This window comes from Sphingobacterium sp. JUb20 (assembly GCF_004342035.1).
GTDB lineage: Bacteria > Bacteroidota > Bacteroidia > Sphingobacteriales > Sphingobacteriaceae > Sphingobacterium > Sphingobacterium anhuiense.
Genome location: NZ_SLYV01000014.1, coordinates 109028 through 125726, shown reverse-complemented (window position 1 = coordinate 125726; position 16699 = coordinate 109028). Strand labels below are relative to the sequence as shown.

18 protein-coding genes are annotated in these 16699 nt (G+C 35.5%); 4 read left to right on the top strand and 14 right to left on the bottom strand.

Annotated elements, in window-relative coordinates:
- Position 1: 1 nt before the first annotated feature.
- From EDF66_RS21595 to EDF66_RS21560, 8 genes are all read right to left on the bottom strand, one after another.
- Complete coding sequence (locus EDF66_RS21595) at positions 2 to 877, bottom strand: N-acetylmuramoyl-L-alanine amidase (RefSeq protein ID WP_132844989.1); 876 nt, start codon at positions 875 to 877, stop codon at positions 2 to 4.
- Positions 877 to 1905, bottom strand: a complete 1029-nt coding sequence (locus tag EDF66_RS21590; protein WP_132844988.1) for a DUF3078 domain-containing protein — start codon at positions 1903 to 1905, stop codon at positions 877 to 879. Before EDF66_RS21590 ends, EDF66_RS21595 begins: the two co-directional genes overlap by 1 nt.
- Before the next feature lie 31 nt (positions 1906 to 1936).
- Positions 1937 to 2695: a hypothetical protein gene (locus tag EDF66_RS21585; protein ID WP_132844986.1), complete on the bottom strand. Its 759-nt coding sequence runs from the start codon at positions 2693 to 2695 to the stop codon at positions 1937 to 1939.
- Positions 2696 to 2753: 58 nt separating this feature from the next.
- Positions 2754 to 3581: a glucosaminidase domain-containing protein gene (locus EDF66_RS21580; protein ID WP_132844985.1), complete on the bottom strand. Its 828-nt coding sequence runs from the start codon at positions 3579 to 3581 to the stop codon at positions 2754 to 2756.
- 13 nt (positions 3582 to 3594) lie between these two features.
- Positions 3595 to 4122 (bottom strand): glucosaminidase domain-containing protein, encoded by a 528-nt coding sequence (locus tag EDF66_RS21575; RefSeq protein WP_021189273.1) that lies wholly within the window; start codon positions 4120 to 4122, stop codon positions 3595 to 3597.
- A 22-nt stretch (positions 4123 to 4144) separates the two neighbouring features.
- On the bottom strand, positions 4145 to 4780 hold the full coding sequence (locus tag EDF66_RS21570; RefSeq protein ID WP_132771812.1) for an O-methyltransferase: 636 nt from the start codon (positions 4778 to 4780) through the stop codon (positions 4145 to 4147).
- A gap of 234 nt (positions 4781 to 5014) precedes the next feature.
- The gene (gene folE, locus EDF66_RS21565) at positions 5015 to 5644 is read right to left on the bottom strand and encodes a GTP cyclohydrolase I FolE (protein ID WP_132771763.1); all 630 of its coding nucleotides are present in this window, start codon (positions 5642 to 5644) and stop codon (positions 5015 to 5017) included.
- Between the two features lie 27 nt (positions 5645 to 5671).
- Positions 5672 to 6085, bottom strand: coding sequence for a 6-pyruvoyl trahydropterin synthase family protein (locus EDF66_RS21560; RefSeq protein WP_132845022.1), 414 nt, complete (start codon positions 6083 to 6085; stop codon positions 5672 to 5674).
- Between the two features lie 105 nt (positions 6086 to 6190).
- Between EDF66_RS21560 and mqnB the strand changes: the two genes are divergently transcribed.
- The 3 genes from mqnB to EDF66_RS21545 all read left to right on the top strand — a co-directional run bounded on the left by mqnB (position 6191) and on the right by EDF66_RS21545 (position 8779).
- Positions 6191 to 6820 carry a futalosine hydrolase gene (mqnB, locus tag EDF66_RS21555; protein ID WP_132844983.1) on the top strand — a complete coding sequence of 210 codons (630 nt, stop codon included), beginning with the start codon at positions 6191 to 6193 and terminating at the stop codon, positions 6818 to 6820.
- 140 nt (positions 6821 to 6960) lie between these two features.
- Complete coding sequence (locus tag EDF66_RS21550; RefSeq protein ID WP_021189278.1) at positions 6961 to 7947, top strand: pyruvate dehydrogenase complex E1 component subunit beta; 987 nt, start codon at positions 6961 to 6963, stop codon at positions 7945 to 7947.
- Between the two features lie 88 nt (positions 7948 to 8035).
- Positions 8036 to 8779 carry a DUF6263 family protein gene (locus EDF66_RS21545; RefSeq protein ID WP_132844981.1) on the top strand — a complete coding sequence of 248 codons (744 nt, stop codon included), beginning with the start codon at positions 8036 to 8038 and terminating at the stop codon, positions 8777 to 8779.
- A gap of 60 nt (positions 8780 to 8839) precedes the next feature.
- Here EDF66_RS21545 and gcvH read toward each other — a convergent pair whose 3' ends face one another.
- Positions 8840 to 9220, bottom strand: coding sequence for a glycine cleavage system protein GcvH (gene gcvH / locus EDF66_RS21540; protein WP_132844980.1), 381 nt, complete (start codon positions 9218 to 9220; stop codon positions 8840 to 8842).
- A 107-nt stretch (positions 9221 to 9327) separates the two neighbouring features.
- Between gcvH and EDF66_RS21535 the strand changes: the two genes are divergently transcribed.
- Positions 9328 to 10524, top strand: a complete 1197-nt coding sequence (locus EDF66_RS21535; protein WP_132844978.1) for an anhydro-N-acetylmuramic acid kinase — start codon at positions 9328 to 9330, stop codon at positions 10522 to 10524.
- Positions 10525 to 10527: 3 nt separating this feature from the next.
- On the opposite strand, the gene EDF66_RS21530 is transcribed toward EDF66_RS21535, so the two are convergent.
- The 5 genes from EDF66_RS21530 to EDF66_RS21510 form a co-directional block, all read right to left on the bottom strand.
- A complete protein-coding gene (locus EDF66_RS21530) occupies positions 10528 to 11199 on the bottom strand; it encodes a DUF2461 domain-containing protein (RefSeq protein ID WP_132844976.1) in 672 nt (223 codons plus the stop codon).
- A gap of 10 nt (positions 11200 to 11209) precedes the next feature.
- Positions 11210 to 12010, bottom strand: coding sequence for a phosphatidate cytidylyltransferase (locus EDF66_RS21525; protein ID WP_132844975.1), 801 nt, complete (start codon positions 12008 to 12010; stop codon positions 11210 to 11212).
- A 1-nt stretch (position 12011) separates the two neighbouring features.
- On the bottom strand, positions 12012 to 12227 hold the full coding sequence (locus tag EDF66_RS21520) for a DUF2007 domain-containing protein (protein WP_021189284.1): 216 nt from the start codon (positions 12225 to 12227) through the stop codon (positions 12012 to 12014).
- Positions 12202 to 13131, bottom strand: a complete 930-nt coding sequence (locus EDF66_RS21515) for a CPBP family intramembrane glutamic endopeptidase (RefSeq protein WP_132844973.1) — start codon at positions 13129 to 13131, stop codon at positions 12202 to 12204. The genes EDF66_RS21520 and EDF66_RS21515 overlap by 26 nt, the downstream gene beginning before the upstream one ends.
- 183 nt (positions 13132 to 13314) lie before the next feature.
- On the bottom strand, positions 13315 to 16614 hold the full coding sequence (locus EDF66_RS21510; RefSeq protein WP_132844971.1) for a S41 family peptidase: 3300 nt from the start codon (positions 16612 to 16614) through the stop codon (positions 13315 to 13317).
- Positions 16615 to 16699: the final 85 nt, after the last annotated feature.

Here is a 16699-nt window from a genome sequence, read left to right as displayed (position 1 = left end):
CTTAATAATTTTGATATAGATTATAAAGAATACTTTTATCATAAATCGTGAGTTCTGGGCTCACATCGTTGACAACAAACTTCCTTTTAAATGCAATAATTGCCGCTTTCAAATTGCGTGTATCATAACCAATGATTCTCAAGGCATCAATTGGGTTGAAGGTTTCTGGGGCTGTTACCAATTCTGCAGGATTATACCATATACCAAAACCGCGATCTGCCAATTTTTTCCAAGGAAAAAATACACTTGGATCATTTTTACGAGCTGGAGCAATATCAGCATGACCAATGAAATTTGCTGCGGGAATAACGTAATTAGCTTTTAATGTATCCAAGACAACCATTAACGCTTCAATCTGGGCATCTGGAAATGCTTCCTTTCCATTATTATCCAGTTCTATTCCAATGGAGATCGAATTCATATCTGTGATCGTTCCCCACTTGGAAAGTCCCGCATGCCAACCTCTTACATAATCATTGAGCATCTGAACGATTACGCCATTACGGCTAATCACATAATGTGAACTTACCTTTGTGTGCTCTACCTGAAATGTTCTGATGGTTTGATCCAGACTATTCTGTGCTGTATGATGGATAATAACGTAGTTTGGTTTGCGCACATCATAGTGTATGGCCGTTTCCTGACGTATATTAGCATGTATGCCAGCCTTTCCCAATGTCCATACTTTGTGCTCTCCCTGGCTTAATTTGGGAACGGTATCGTGTACGATCACCTTTTGGATGATCGTATCTATCTTTATAGGTACAATTTGCTCTATAGATCCCTTTTTAACCATGCCTGACTTACTCTTACATCCAATAATGGATAGAGCAAAACAAAGTATAAACGGAATCCAAAGATTTTTTTTTTCAAACATTATCGAGGTAAACTATAGGTAATACCTAATGCTAAACTTTCACTCGCCTGTACTTTTGAAACTACCTCAGAATCATATACAACAATTCCATTTAAAGTGACATTAACCAATGATGTTACTTTAGCTGTTAAAGTAACATCCAAACGATGAGCTGGATCAGACAATTTATTATAATTAGCAAACAAGTTATATCTGCTCTTTAAATTTAAATTTTTGGCTATATTTTTATCTAAATTAGCTGTGATTTGGAAAGCTAAATCATTTTTAAACATCTTACCTGCCTCAATGCCATAGCGTTCTTGATCTTTATCAATTGGTTTACGATCTGGATATTTCTGCTTATATTCTTCAACTGTCAAGGGCTTGATACGATCATCTAAAATCAATGTCTGACGAGCGGTACCTGTTCCTAAACGTAATGAGAATTCATTACTTGGTTTGTATTCAAAACCCAACGACTCAGTAAAATAACCTGGTGCCATAAAAGCTGAAACTGTTGCTGTAATTGAATCACGCCCATTTTTAAATTCATAAGTATAACCTACATCAAATTGAGATTCAAAAGTAAGGGATGTAAATAATGACCAGTTTTTTGAGAGTTTATAAGATATTTTATTATCCCAAAAAATACGATCATTATTCTTTTTAGACATTTGGTCCCTATTCTTCACTTTTCCATATCTCAAATCTAATTCTGTTATGAAATTAAAATTATCTTTGGTATAGTCTGATTTATGATAAACATTAAAACCTACTGCAAGTGAATTTACCCCCCCACCTTGCCAATCCTCATTAAAATAAGCTTGATTTGCAGTTACGCCAAATCGAGTCCAATGCTTCCAATAATCAACTTGTAATTCTAATTTTGGTACTACTGGACGAATATTTTTTAAGGAGATATTTTCTTGTTTATTCTCCGAAATAACTGAATCTGGCTTTACTCTAAGGTCTTTCAAATTAACCTGAGCGCTAACCGTACCACACGATAAGCCAATAATTAATAAGGCAAATAAGGATTGTAACTTCATATCAATCAACTCTTTTTTTTCTTTTCTTAATTTAAGGTACTAAAATAGGATTTATTGTTGGTAATGGCTCAATAAAATATCGAGAAGGATTTTTTTGATACTTTTCATAACATTCTTTGATATAATTTGTCAGTTCATACTGTGTACAGCTAATGATGAAAAAGTAACTTGGTTTAAAGATCCGTCTAAATTTATTAAGCTCTTCTCCTTCTAAACCTGTTGTACGACTCACCAGTTGTTCTGAAAACTTATACTCGATAACATTATCTTTATAATCACTCTCAATCAATTTCTTTAATCTTTTTGCATTTTTAGCTTCTCTGCTAAACAGACTATAGATGGAGTTGATACTGAGCCCTGCACCATTTTGCCCTACTGAAAACAGATCTCCTGGATCAGAAAGCCGAAAGGCTTTCTCATAATCATTTCTTGCCTTTTTTAAAATCTCATCTGGATCTTTCTTTGCAACTACAGAAACTTCATCAATATAAATCGATTCACGCTTCAAATGGAACAGTATAACAAGAGAGGTATTTACAATGACGGTATCAGGATAGTATTCTCGAGAAGTCGCGATCAATGCATCTCCTTTGTCGGCCATAATAGAAAATTCCCCCTTACTATTGTTAAAGACTTCTTCGTTGGTCCTAGTGTTGCGGATTGTTACTTTTGATATACGTTGTTTGGTATTAAAATCAGAAACAATACCCTCTATACGCTTTTGTGCAAAAGCATCGGGTGCTAGTGCAAACAAAAGAATGAGTATTACGATATTTTGCAGAGTCTTCACTCTCGTAAAACTACGTTTTAGCTTATCAAAATAGAAATATTTAACATCTTTTGATGATTTACTTTGAAATTACCAATAGCTGCCCGATGGCTAAGTTTGTGTCAGTCAAGCCATTTAACTCTTTTATTTGATCAACAGTGATACCGTATTGTTTACTCAACGAGTATAATGTGTCTTTCCCTTGTACTTCATGAATACGCATTGCTACAGGACTCTTGATTTGCTCTGTTTGTACCACAGGAGCTTCGACTGCATTGTGTACAATCTCCCGCTCAACAACAACTTCTCTTTTCTCCTTCTCAACACGAGTTTCCACACGGTCATATTGGTAGAGTTCATAACGTTCAATCATATCGATCAATAAATCTGGATATCGCGGGTTGGTGGCATAGCCTGCGGCTTTCAAACCTTTGGCCCAGCCTTTATAATCGTTCTTATTGAGCAAGAATAAATCGGAATAACGTTTACGCAACAAGAATTCAGAATGATCTCTAAAAGACTGTTCCGGGCTTTCATAAACGCGAAAGCAGTCATTGATATTATCATCTGGGCGATTAATGGATTTTCCCTTCCATACACCTCCACATTTGATTCCAAAGTGATTATTGGCTTCGGTAGCGAGATAGCTATTGCCATTTCCAGATTCTAATAATGCTTGTGCCAATTTGATACTCGCAGGAATACCGTACTTATTCATTTCTGAAATAGCAATATCTTTATATTTCTCAACATAAGCATTTCCTGAAACAGCTGGTCTTAACTTACTAGGACGATTGGAAGAGGTAGAGCCTTGATGATTTTTGCTTTTATAGACGGTGTTTTTTTTGGATGAGCATGAACTAAAAAAAACAGTAAGGGCAAGTAGGATAAAAGCAATTTTTTTCATTGGATGAGTAGCATTACTTAGAAGCGGTGAGTTTCCTAGATATTGTGGTCGGATTTTTATCAAAACTATCTAAATCATACATTTCAATTGTTTTGATAACCTTAGCAGACCAATCTTTAGTTCTTGAATATCCTGCTTTTGCTAAAGCACCTACCCAAGCTTTGTAGTTTTGTCCTCGATTTTCCTCAAATAAGGGAGTCGTGGTTTTCTTTCTTTTAACCAACGATATAAAGTCATTATAAGAATCAAGTACTGATTTATAACCTTTATATGCTGAATTAATCACTTTGCTATTATTTTTTCCTTTAATACCGAAGTGATTATTTAAATTTTTTGCAATCTTACTATTTCCATGTGCACTTTCATGCATTGCAATAGCTAAAATTACTGATGCTGGAACACCATGTTCTTGCATCATCTCTTGTGCTACGGGGCTGTATTTATCAATATAAAATTGATTGCTTTGAGCGGATGCAGTAGCATAACTACTGACGATCAAAATTAATACAGCAACATAGTTTTTTAATGTTTTAAAATTCATAAAGAATCATTTAGTCCACTAATTACTTTTTGCGTAATACAAAAAGTCCATCTCGAATCGGCAATAAAACCTTTTCGATGCGCTGGTCCTGAGCTAATTGTTCATTCAAATCTATGATTTGCTTTGTTTGATTGTCTGGATTTTCATCTAATACTTTGCCTTTCCACAAGACATTATCGATTAAAATCAGCCCTCCAGACGGGACTCTATCTAAAATTAATTCGTAATAATAATGATTACGTTTTTTATCAGCATCTATAAAAACCAGATCAAAGCTACCTTCGATCTTCGGAATTACTTCTGCAGCATCACCAATATGGTATTTAATTTGAGACGCATATTCAGATCTGTCAAAATATCCCTGTACACGCTCCTCCTGTTCTGCATTAACATCTACCGTATGTAAAATCCCTTTTTTAGACAAGCCTTCTGCAAGGCATAAAGTAGCATATCCAGTAAACGTACCGATTTCCAAAATAGTATTTGGAGCAGCTAATTTACTAAGCATAGCAAGCACCCTTCCTTGGTAATGTCCGGATAACATATGAGGCATTGTTTCCTTCAAATAGGTCTCCCTATTGACGCTTTTTAGCAACGGATTTTCTTCGTCACATGTGCGCTCTAAGTAAGATTCTAAATGCTCATTACAAATGTCCATAACAACAAAATTACTGAACATGATTTATAATCAGAAAAAATAAAACACAAACTACTGATAATTAGGTAATTAATATTTGATCAAATGTTACATAAAAAATCGCATCAGCCTTTATGAAGCATAATGACACTTTTAAAAAATCGTGATTTTTTAAATTCTTTGAATTTTTAAAGAAAAAAAAGTCCAATCATCATAGGAAGATTGGACTTTAAATTTTGTTATTTTTTTATTGAATTACGTCAAGTTTGCAGTAATTAGTTTTAAGAATTCCGAACGCGTTACATCGTTTTGAAAAGCTCCTGTAAATGCTGATGTTGTAGTGACAGAATTTTGCTTCTGAATGCCTCGCATAGCCATACACATATGCTTACATTCGATCACCACAGCCACACCCTTTGCTCCTAAGGTTTCTTGAATACAGTCACGGATTTCATTGGTAAGACGTTCTTGAACTTGTAGTCGACGTGCAAAGATATCTACAACGCGTGGAATTTTGCTCAATCCGACGATATGACCATTAGGAATATAAGCAATATGCGCTTTACCAAAGAATGGCAACATATGGTGTTCGCACATCGAATACACTTCAATATCCTTCACCACAACCATCTGGCTATAGTCTTCCTCAAACATAGCACCTTGTAATACTTTAGCAGGATCAATATCATATCCATGAGTTAAAAACTGCAAAGCTTTTGCTACACGTTCTGGTGTTTTCAATAATCCCTCACGATTCGGATCTTCTCCTAGAGATTCTAAAATATCTGTATAATGAGCGGCAATACGACCAACTTTTTCTTGATTATATTGATCAATTTTCACGTAGCCGTCTAACTCTTCTTCTTCAAATGAGTGATTACTCATAGTAATTAAATAAATTAGTGTATAAGATTAGTCGCCAAAATATTCGACGTAATTATTTTCTGTTTCATGAAGGCGAATGCTGTGCAACTGCACTTTTTGTTCTTCAAATAATGGTTTCAATACCTCAAATATAGCAATTGCTATATTTTCTGTAGAAGCCATCTTATCTTTCATAAAATCAACATCAAGGTTAATATTTTTGTGATCGACTTTATTTACGATATTTTCCAAAATAATGGTTTTCATCAATTTTAAGTCAATCAGAAAACCTGTTATTGGATTTACGTCACCTTTGACCGTCACAAACAAATCATAATTATGACCATGCCAATTAACATTTGAACAGTTTCCGAAAACATTTTCGTTTTTCTCAATGCTCCAATCTTCGCGGTAAAGCTTATGTGCAGCGCAAAAGCGCTCACGACGAGTGATATATACCATAATACCACAAAGATACGTGTTTGCAACCAAAATATCGCTTTCAACGAAATGATTACCATCACATTTGCGTAAATATTGATTAATATTGTACAAATGTTATCCCACATGAAAACACTTATAGTAGCAGCAACTCGATTCGAAATTCAACCCTTCCTTGATCGTATTGCTGCATATCCGAATACCGACTATTTAATAACGGAAGTAGGTATGGTACAAACAGCTTATCGGCTTGGAAAACATCTTGCAAATAATCAATATGATCTTATCATTAATATCGGTATTGGTGGCTGCTTTAATCGATCATTACCAATAGGGGCGGTCGTTTCAATCGATCGCGAGATCTTCTCAGAATTAGGAGCAGAAGATGATGAGCGATTCATTCCGATTGATGAACTTGGATTTGGTAACGCTCATTATGTGGCCACACAAAATAAGACAACTAAGGAACTGGTGCATGCATTAACAACAGGGCTAGGTGTAACAGTTAATAAGGTGCATGGAAATGAATTAGAAATTTCGAAATTACTGATACAAATACCCAATGCTCTGATTGAATCCATGGAAGGAGGGTCTGTTTTTTTAGTTGCATCTGAAGCAAAAATTCAAACCATACAGATCCGTGGAATATCTAATTATGTAGAGAAGCGAAATCGTGCCACGTGGAACGTACCGCTCGCTATCCACAATAGCAATGCGGTTCTTTTCGAAATTTTGTCTAAAATATATAAAGTTTAATTTTTGAATTTTATTACTGTTTTCGCCATCCTGTTATTAAAAAATGACATAAAAGCAGATATTTAGCGATGAATAACCTTCAAAATATCAATAATAAATAGTAGATTTGTAATCTAAAATTTGACACTATTTTACAACTGATGAGAGAGATACAATTCAGAGAAGCACTTCGTGAAGCGATGAACGAGGAAATGCGTAAAGACGAAACAATATTTTTATTAGGAGAAGAAGTTGCAGAATACAATGGTGCTTATAAAGTGAGCCAAGGTATGCTGGATGAATTCGGAGCTAAACGCGTGATAGATACACCTATTGCAGAATTAGGTTTTGCAGGTATAGCAGTCGGTGCTGCGATGAACGGTTTAAAACCAATCGTTGAATTCATGACTTTCAACTTTTCTTTAGTTGCGATTGACCAAATTATCAATGCTGCTGCAAAGATTCGTTCCATGAGTGGAGGTCAATTCTCTATTCCAATAGTATTCCGTGGTCCAACTGGTAATGCAGGACAATTGGGAGCACAGCACTCTCAAAATTTTGAGAACTGGTATGCAAATACTCCAGGATTAAAAGTTGTTGTTCCTTCAAATCCTTATGATGCGAAAGGTTTATTAAAATCTGCTATGATTGATCCAGATCCAGTTATTTTTATGGAATCTGAGGTTATGTATGGTGATAAAGGTCACGTGCCTGAAGAAGAATATTACTTACCAATAGGTAAAGCAAATGTTGTTAAAGAAGGTACTGATGTAACCATCGTATCTTTCGGTAAAATGGTTCCACGTGTTGTATTACCTGCTGTTGAAGAATTAACAAAAGAAGGTATCAATGTGGAAGTAATTGACTTACGTTCTGTTCGTCCAATAGATTACCCAACTATTATCGAATCTGTTAAGAAAACAAACCGTTTGGTAATTGTGGAAGAAGCTTGGCCATTAGCGTCTATTTCATCTGAAATAACATATTCTGTACAACGTAATGCATTTGATTATTTAGATGCTCCAATCGTTCGTATTACAGCAGCAGATGTTCCTCTTCCATATGCAGCTACATTAATTGAAGCAGCTCTTCCAAGTGTTGCTAAAGTTGTAAAAGCTGTAAAAGAAGTTGCTTACATCAAAAAATAAAAGCATCTAATTGCTTAAATCAAAAAAGACCTTTGGTAATACCAAAGGTCTTTTTTAATTTAGGGGATATTTTACTAACTAATCTTAAATGATCAAGACCCTATCGCTCGCTTTTTTGTCGTTCTTTATTATTACGACATTAATTGCTCAAGACAAAGTTTTATTAAAGCTGAAACCCGACCTTAATAATCCCTTTTCACAAAAAATGCACATGACTATAGATGTCAATGCTGGTGCTCAAAGTACTATGATCGATGCAACCATGTTGTGCGAGACAACAAACACCAATGCTACAGACAGTACATTGACCTATGCAACGAAATATACAGAAATGATCATGGCAATGGATGCAGGAATGATGACCGTCAACTATGATTCCAAGAATCCGGAAGCCAATGAACTTTCCAAACAGATCCATGAAAAAGTTAAAACTTTGCTGGAGACCCCTATCGTGGCTGTGATGAGTTTAAATGGAAAAATAAAAGATGTCGAAGATTTACCTGATGATAATGATCTGTTTGATGCCAATATGCTCAAAGAAGCAGCGTTTGAATACCCAAATAGAGAATTAAAAGTTGGAGAACAATGGAAAGCAACAGCAAATAATAAGTCTCTAGGCCCAATAGAACAAACATACACCCTAAAAAGTATCTCAGCAGAGGGTATATCGATTACTTCAGAAGGAAGTATAACGGCAGAAGGCCAAACTGTCGGATCAATCACTGGCCAATACCTATTAAATCCTAAAACTCATTATTTAAAAGCGCTTACGCTCGAAACAAAAGTAAAAAATGAAGAGGTTGAAGTCACCAGCAAAATAGAAATCCTATAAACCACAAAAGAGCTGTCAATGACAGCTCTTTTGTGGTTTTATTGAACGTAAATGTTAAAATTACGCGTTAATTTCTTCTTTATATTGATCAGCAGTTAATAAAGCATCAACGTCAGCTACATCATTTAATTTGATACGAATAATCCAACCCTCTCCATAAGGATCTGAGTTTACTAATTCTGGTGATGCATCGATTGCCTCGTTAACAGATAACACTGTTGCTGTAACAGGAATGAATAAATCAGAAACCGTTTTTACTGCTTCGATTGTTCCAAAGATTTCGTTTGCAGCCACTTCTTCACCAATTGTGTTGATGTCTACAAATACGATATCACCTAACTCACGTTGTGCGAAATCAGTAATACCAATAACGGCCTCATCACCTTCAACACGAATCCATTCGTGATCTTTAGTGTATTTTAATTCTGCTGGAAAATTCATTTTACTTTTTTTTAATCTTCTATTTAATTACGCCATGAAGTTACAAAATATATTTATATCACAAAAATCTTGTGTACTCTATCATATTTTGTTCCTACTTTTAAGGTATGAACTCAATGATTGAAAAGCTTTACAAAATCGCAAAAAAAGATAGTCGTTTCATAATAGGACTTATGTCAGGAACTTCATTGGACGGTCTTGATATTGCACTTTGTAGAATAAGTAATAGTGGTAAGTCTACACAAATTAGCGTGGATAATTTTATTACAATGGACTATCAGGATGAGTTTAGAAAATACGTAAGAGGTGTTTTTGCAAAGCGTACAATTGATCAACAGTTGCTCTGCGGACTTCATGCTTACGTCGGAAATGTACATGCAGCACTCATTAATCAGGCTCTTGAAAAATGGGGGATTCCGCATACAGAAATTGATTGTATTGCTAGCCATGGGCAGACAGTATACCACGCTCCACAAAGCCTTACAGATGATCAATTAATGCCTAACAGCACTCTTCAAATCGGGGATGGTGATCATATTGCTGTAAAAACTGGTATTATTACACTATCAGATTTTAGACAAAAACACATCGCTGCAGGTGGTGAAGGTGCACCTCTGGCGGCCTACGGCGATTACTTATTGTTTTCGGATAGGAAAGAAAATCGATTTTTATTGAATATCGGTGGCATTGCTAATTATACATTTATACCTAGCCAAGAAAGTGATTTGAAAGCTTTTGCAACAGATATTGGCCCCGGAAATACCATTATGAATCAGTTTGCAAAAGAAAAATTTGATATAGAGATGGATAAGGATGCAAACATCGCTACACAAGGAATTATCAATGAGGCACTTTTAAATGAGCTTTTAAAAGAACCATTTCTACAAGATGAATTCCCTAAAACAACTGGTCCGGAGCTCTTTAATTTGGATTATCTAAAAAGATGTCAGATAGCATCCAATAATCTTCATATGATTCCTGAAGATATCATGGCCACCTTAAATCAATTTACTGCAACATGCATCATTGACGCAATCCATAAGCTGTCAAAAACATTAAGCAATGTACATATCTACATCAGTGGGGGAGGTTTACACAATCCGCTATTGGTCGCTAAAATCAAAGCAGGATTGCCTCATCATAAAGTCTCCTCATTTGGAATACTAGGCATTGATCCCGACGCTAAAGAAGCAGTGTTATTTGCCCTACTGGCTAATGAAACATTGGTTGGCGACCGAGACAATGTAAGTCAAATAAAAGATTCTCCTGCAGTCTGTATGGGTAAAATTAGCTTACCTCAATAACAACTAATCATTATCAATAGCTTCGTGTAGATACTGCTTCAAAGGAAGCATTGTTTTATATAAGGCAATGATATTATTCAAAGCATTTTTATCAGTCAGAGCGCTATTGGATAAGCTTTTGTGTGCAACAAAGCTCTTTAATTTTAAAAATTCAATTGAAGGATGTGTTGCCTCATAGCCAGCAGGGGGGCGTTTTAGTTTGTCTTCTTCTTCTAAAGTAAGACCACTTTTTTTCTGTAAATCTGCTATAATTGCATTAAATTTCTCTTCGTTATAATCTATTTCCTGACGAATAGCATCTAAATGTTTTTTTTCTGGTCTCCAGTAACCACAGGCAATAAACGAATTATCTGGAGAGATGTGGATATAATATTCTGGTCCGTCCAATTTACGGCCATCTTTGGAAATACCTGCACCGAACCAATTTTTATAGGGTGTTTTGTCTTTTGAAAAACGCGTATCACGATAGATACGAAACAAACATTTATTGGCCTGAATATCGGTCGTAATATGAGGATCAAATTGAGACAGGCTATTAATCAAATCAGCCACAAACAGACGAACATCAGCTAAAGCCGCTTCATAGCGTTCTTTCTCTTCTGCAAACCATTCGCGGGTATTGTTATCCTGTAAATCTTTTAAAAATTTAAACGTATTTTGATTAATATGTCCCATAAATATGATCTTAATTTACTAAAAACAAAAATAAATATACCAAAGGTCCAGCGATTAATAAACCGTCGAATCGATCTAATAAACCTCCGTGTCCAGGTAATATATGTCCAGAATCTTTCACATTTAAGCTTCTTTTAAGCATCGATTCTACCAAATCACCCAATGTACCAAATACAGCAATTATCATTGATACAATAATCCATTGCCATTGCGGTATTGTTTCAAAATAATGTGCTAAACATAAAGATAAAAGAACTGCCAATACAATACCACCAATAAAACCTTCCCAGGTTTTCTTTGGAGAAATTCGCTCAAAAAGTTTATGTTTTCCCAAGGATCTCCCAGCTAAATAAGCCCCTGTATCACTCGTCCAAAGTAAAATCATAAAACCCAAAGGTAAAAAATGATTAAATGAGCCACCTATATAGCCTAATCTTGTAAAACAATAAAAAGGAAATCCAACATACAGAATACCTAAAATGGTAAAGCCGATATCATTAAAGGGAAAATCACGCTTTTGATAAAGAGCTTGTATATAGATCGCTAAAAGAAAAGGGATGCATAACAAAATATACTTCGCCTCAAAAATGCCTAAACTATATAGCGCTGTTGTACTAAATAAAACAACTGTAGTCAATATACCTAAAGCTTTACTTGGTCTACGATCTTCTGAGCTAACAATACCATAAAACTCATACAGACACCAGGCGCTTAATAAAGAAAAAAATCCAAGGAAAACTGCGTCGCCCAGAAGCATAGCCCCAACCATGACGATGATAAAGAAAAATCCTGTAATAGCTCTAGTTTTCATACTAATCTTCGCTTTCTGTCGTAGATTCGATTAAAACTAATGCCTGTTGCTCATCTTGTTGATTCACATAAAGCTCAATCTTACCAAATACAAGGTATGATGAGTCCTGCTTATTTAATACAATAGCAGGTATCCCGCTTTCTTCTAACATTTGTTTAACGATCTCAGCTTCTATTGCATTAGTATAAACTTTAATCTTCTTCCAGCCTTGCTCCATATGGGATTTTTTTAGTTGAACGATAATATAATACTACAAAAATAACAGTAAATATTAAGCTTGCAAGGTAAACCCAAATTGGTTCTTGTTCAAAGTTATTCATTTCTTCGAAAGGTATCCCTTTTCTTGTATAATAAAACGCTGTAATGGTGGCACTTGCATTATTAATAAAATGGCCAAAAATAGGCAAATATATGTTTCTACTCCAAACATAGAGATATCCAAAAAAGGCACCAAGAAGCATTCTAGGAATAAATCCAAAGAACTGCATATGAAATGCACTAAAGATTATTGCTACTAACCAAATGACCACGTGCTTATTCCATATCCAACGACCAAAAATGTTTTGTAGACAGCCTCTAAAAACCATTTCTTCACCTACGGCTGGCACCACTGCTAAAATGATCAGATTGATCAATAAACCGCCCCAAGTTGACTCCTCTACAATTTGTTTAGTCATTACAGCGGCACTATCTTCACTAGCACGCATCCACTGCTGTACACCTCGAAGACTATCGGGCAATTGCATAGATTCATTCCAATACGCAAGCAATGACATCATAGGAATGAAACATAGCATGGCCGCAAAGACAAAAAGATATTGTAATGATGAAACCTTATTTATTCTTTCAAAATAGGGGTGAATGCCTGATTCGCTACGATATAAGATCCAAGCTGGTAAAATAAATGTTGTAACACTACTGATCAACAACATCCCTTTGAGTGCCACTGTATTTTCTTGAAAAAAAGATAAACTGAACGGGCTCTCGGGAGACAAAATCTTCATAACCAATAGTGATAATCCCATCAATACCAATTGAATACTTACACCCAAAACGATCATGTAAAGCAATAATCTAAATAAAGATTTTCCGGGATTTATCTTTGTCACTAATTCTTCCATGTAGTACTTTTAATTTATTCTATAAATATATTACAATTAAAATTTATTACCTCAAAATCTTCTAAAAGATCTACTTTAAGCTATCATGCTACATCTAGAACAACGTCTATCTGGATATAGAAACCTGTAAACCAAAAAAATCCCGTTTCATTTAAAATGAAACGGGATTTCCATGTTTTTCAATTAATTAACCCGAATTGGATCAGCCGGTTTTTTCATGTTCTTGTAGGGATAATTTTTCATTTCTTCCAACAAGATCTGAACCGTTTTTTCCAATTGTGGATCACGACCTTCTATCAAATCCTTAGGTGTTTGCTCAACAAAAATATCTGGAGCAACACCTTCATTTTCGATGATATAATTGCCTTTCAAATCATATACACCAAAGTTTGGTGAAGTGATTCTTCCTCCATCCAATAAAGGAGGATAACCGCTGATACCAACTAAAATACCCATAGTGGTACGGCCTACCAATTTTCCTAATCCTTTGTGGCGGAACATATAAGGCATCATATCTCCTCCGGAACCCGCATTTTCATTAATAATCATTGCTTTTGGCCCATAAATTCCATTACCTGGCGTATTGAATCCCTTTCCGTCACGTATTCCCCATCCAGCGATTAAATCACGGGATAATAAATCGATAACGTAATCGGCCACCCAACCGCCACCATTATTACGCTCATCAATTAATACCGCTTTTTTATCCATCTGAGAGAAATAATAGCGATTGAAAGCAGTGTATCCTTCTCCACCGGTATTAGGCATATAAATATACGCGATCTGACCCTTGCTTAATTCTTCCACACGTTTTCTGTTGCGCTCCATCCACTCGGTGCTTCTTAAACTCATCTCATCAGAAAATGATATTGGTTTAACCACATATTCTTTAGCTCCAACTAAACTCGGTTTTGTATTGACTTTAATACTTACCTGTTTACCAACAGTATTATCAAATAAACTGTACAAGTCCATATCGGCAGTAACTGCTGTACCATTTACTGCTACTAAGTACATTCCCGATTTGATATTTAATCCCGGTTCAGACAAAGGCGCTTTAAATGATGGATTCCAATCTAAGCGTGTAAAAATTTTATCAAGCTTATAAAAACCTTTATCAATAGAATAATCAGCTCCTAAAACACCCACACTAACCGAAGGACCACTAGGTTGATCACCTGGATAAATATAATTATGTCCAACAACCATTTCGCCCATCATTTCGTTCAATAAATAACCTAAATCAGAACGGTGACTTACATAAGGCAAGAACTTCTCATATTTCGTTTTTACAGCATTCCAATCTGCTCCATGCATATTTTCAACGTAGAAATAATCTTTCTGCATTGCCCATACTTCATCGAATATTTGTTTCCACTCAGCAACAGGATCAACTAATTGTTTGATATTATCCAATTTCAATACACCAGTTGTAGGACTTGCCACTTTTTGACCTGCTGTTACAATATTAATACCTGCACTGGTCTGAATAATCATTTTCTTACCGTCGGCACTGATAGCATATGAGCGGATACCTGCGATAAGATCTTTTTCTTTGAAATCTGTAAAATCATAAGCATAGAGTGTCCCATTCTTAACATATGTCAATTGATTGACGACAGATCCATTGATACCATAAATACCATCACCTAATGGAAGTGCAACAATTCGATTATTGATATTATCAAAATCTATTTCTGTAGGCTGTACCGCAGGTTTTGAAGCTTCTTTGTTTGGTTCTTCTTTCTTCTCGTCTTTTTTCTTTTTATTAGCCTTTGCTGTTTCTTGAGGCTTTTCCGACTCCTCTTTCTCATCTTTTATCGTTTCTTCATCACTTTCATTTTTGAAAATAGATGGTGTTTTACTGGATAAAATGAATGCATATGCTTCATAATTAGCACGACGCTCCGTTGCTGACATATGCAGTCCAGAATTTGTTAGTCCTACATTTGTACTTGCTGTGAAAAAAAGATACTTACCATCTCGACTAAATGAAGTCGATCGAACCGCACTCATACCATCGGTAATCTGTGTGCTTTTTTTACTGTCAAGATTATATAAAAATACTGCCGAAACGGAATTTGGAAGTGTTTTAATGTAAGAAATCCACTTCGAATCAGGTGACCAACTTGGTTGGAAATGATTAAAAACACGTCCAGTCTGAGCACTTTCACTATCCGAATCTACCTTAACTATCTTTTTACTATCGATATCAATGTAAAAAAAATTCAAGTGAGAATCGTTATAAAACAATTTCTTAGAATCAGGAGACCAGGTAGGTTCAAAATAAAAATTAGATTCACCTAAAGTATACATTAGAGGTTCATCTTTTCCAAATTGATCGCGTAATTGAAGTACATATTTCCCTTTTTCACTCGAAATATAGGAAACCCATTTCCCGTTCGGAGACCAGCTTGGAAAGCGGTCATGTGCGCCTGGAGAATTTGAAATATTGCGCGCTTCGCCTTTTTCTTTAGGTACAGAGAATATTTCTCCTCTCGCTTCTATAAGAGCACGTTGCCCGGTAGGGGAAATGTTCAAAGTGCGAATATCATCACGCATATTATCATAATGTGGTCTTTTATACAACGCATCATTACTCACATTAATTTTTAATGCTGTAGAAGACTTTGAATTGATATTGTAAATGTGTACTCTTCCTTCTTGTTCAAAGGTCAATTCCGATCCGTTGCCCGTCAATGTTCTGACGTCATAGTCAGTAAAATTGGTAATTTTATCGATTTTTTTTGATTTGACATCGTACGAGAAAATATTGACAATTTTATCTCTGTCTGAAAGGAAGTAAACCTTATTATCCAACCATACCGGCTTAACGTCATTGCAGCGCTCTCCAGGGATTATTTCGATTTGATTACTCTTTGTGTCGAAAATCCAAATGGATGGCATACCACCGCCCCTATAGCGCTTAAAAGCAACACGGTCACGTTCCGTAGGATCTGTATTTTTTATATAAGCCCAATAGCGTCCATCTTTAGAAGGGCTACCCTGATAAGCCTCTGGCATAGGAAGCGATTTGTCCAATGTCAATCCAGTAACAGATGAAGAATATAAACGTGGACTTAATGCATAATTGTATTCGCGGGTTGTGGTATAATATACTTCATTATTATTTAGCCAGCCTCGCAGCACATCAGATGCGGGATGAAAAGTAATACGTTTAGGTTCACCACCTTCAATCGGCATGACATAAACGTCTGTATTACCATCATAATTACCCGTAAAAGCAATCTGTTTTCCATCCGGTGAGAAGATGGGGTTTTGTTCAACACCAGGATTTGTCGTTAATCTTCTTGGATTTGCTCCAGATTTATCCGAGATCCAAATATCACCTCCATATACGAAAGCAATATTTTCGGCACTAATACTAGGACTTCTCAATAACAAAGTTTCTTGTGCTTCTACTGAAAAAGCACCCGATAAAGCCATTACTAATCCTAAAAATCGAAGTTTAGGTTTTAACATATATTTAAAGATAAAATAGGGTTTTTATTGTGCTGTAAAAATAACCAATAATTTATCAATAAATTATGTATATCAATTAAGTTGC

Excerpts from the sequence above, each read along its gene's own strand:
- EDF66_RS21595 (WP_132844989.1), bottom strand. The coding sequence starts at position 877 with ATGTTTGAAAAAAAAAATCTTTGGATTCCGTTTATACTTTGTTTTGCT.
- EDF66_RS21590 (WP_132844988.1), bottom strand. The coding sequence starts at position 1,905 with ATGAAGTTACAATCCTTATTTGCCTTATTAATTATTGGCTTATCGTGT.
- EDF66_RS21580 (WP_132844985.1), bottom strand. The coding sequence starts at position 3,581 with ATGAAAAAAATTGCTTTTATCCTACTTGCCCTTACTGTTTTTTTTAGT.
- EDF66_RS21575 (WP_021189273.1), bottom strand. The coding sequence starts at position 4,122 with ATGAATTTTAAAACATTAAAAAACTATGTTGCTGTATTAATTTTGATC.
- EDF66_RS21570 (WP_132771812.1), bottom strand. The coding sequence starts at position 4,780 with ATGGACATTTGTAATGAGCATTTAGAATCTTACTTAGAGCGCACATGT.
- folE (WP_132771763.1), bottom strand. The coding sequence starts at position 5,644 with ATGAGTAATCACTCATTTGAAGAAGAAGAGTTAGACGGCTACGTGAAA.
- EDF66_RS21560 (WP_132845022.1), bottom strand. The coding sequence starts at position 6,085 with ATGGTATATATCACTCGTCGTGAGCGCTTTTGCGCTGCACATAAGCTT.
- mqnB (WP_132844983.1), top strand. The coding sequence starts at position 6,191 with ATGAAAACACTTATAGTAGCAGCAACTCGATTCGAAATTCAACCCTTC.
- EDF66_RS21550 (WP_021189278.1), top strand. The coding sequence starts at position 6,961 with ATGAGAGAGATACAATTCAGAGAAGCACTTCGTGAAGCGATGAACGAG.
- EDF66_RS21545 (WP_132844981.1), top strand. The coding sequence starts at position 8,036 with ATGATCAAGACCCTATCGCTCGCTTTTTTGTCGTTCTTTATTATTACG.
- gcvH (WP_132844980.1), bottom strand. The coding sequence starts at position 9,220 with ATGAATTTTCCAGCAGAATTAAAATACACTAAAGATCACGAATGGATT.
- EDF66_RS21535 (WP_132844978.1), top strand. The coding sequence starts at position 9,328 with ATGAACTCAATGATTGAAAAGCTTTACAAAATCGCAAAAAAAGATAGT.
- EDF66_RS21530 (WP_132844976.1), bottom strand. The coding sequence starts at position 11,199 with ATGGGACATATTAATCAAAATACGTTTAAATTTTTAAAAGATTTACAG.
- EDF66_RS21525 (WP_132844975.1), bottom strand. The coding sequence starts at position 12,010 with ATGAAAACTAGAGCTATTACAGGATTTTTCTTTATCATCGTCATGGTT.
- EDF66_RS21520 (WP_021189284.1), bottom strand. The coding sequence starts at position 12,227 with ATGGAGCAAGGCTGGAAGAAGATTAAAGTTTATACTAATGCAATAGAA.
- EDF66_RS21515 (WP_132844973.1), bottom strand. The coding sequence starts at position 13,131 with ATGGAAGAATTAGTGACAAAGATAAATCCCGGAAAATCTTTATTTAGA.
- EDF66_RS21510 (WP_132844971.1), bottom strand. The coding sequence starts at position 16,614 with ATGTTAAAACCTAAACTTCGATTTTTAGGATTAGTAATGGCTTTATCG.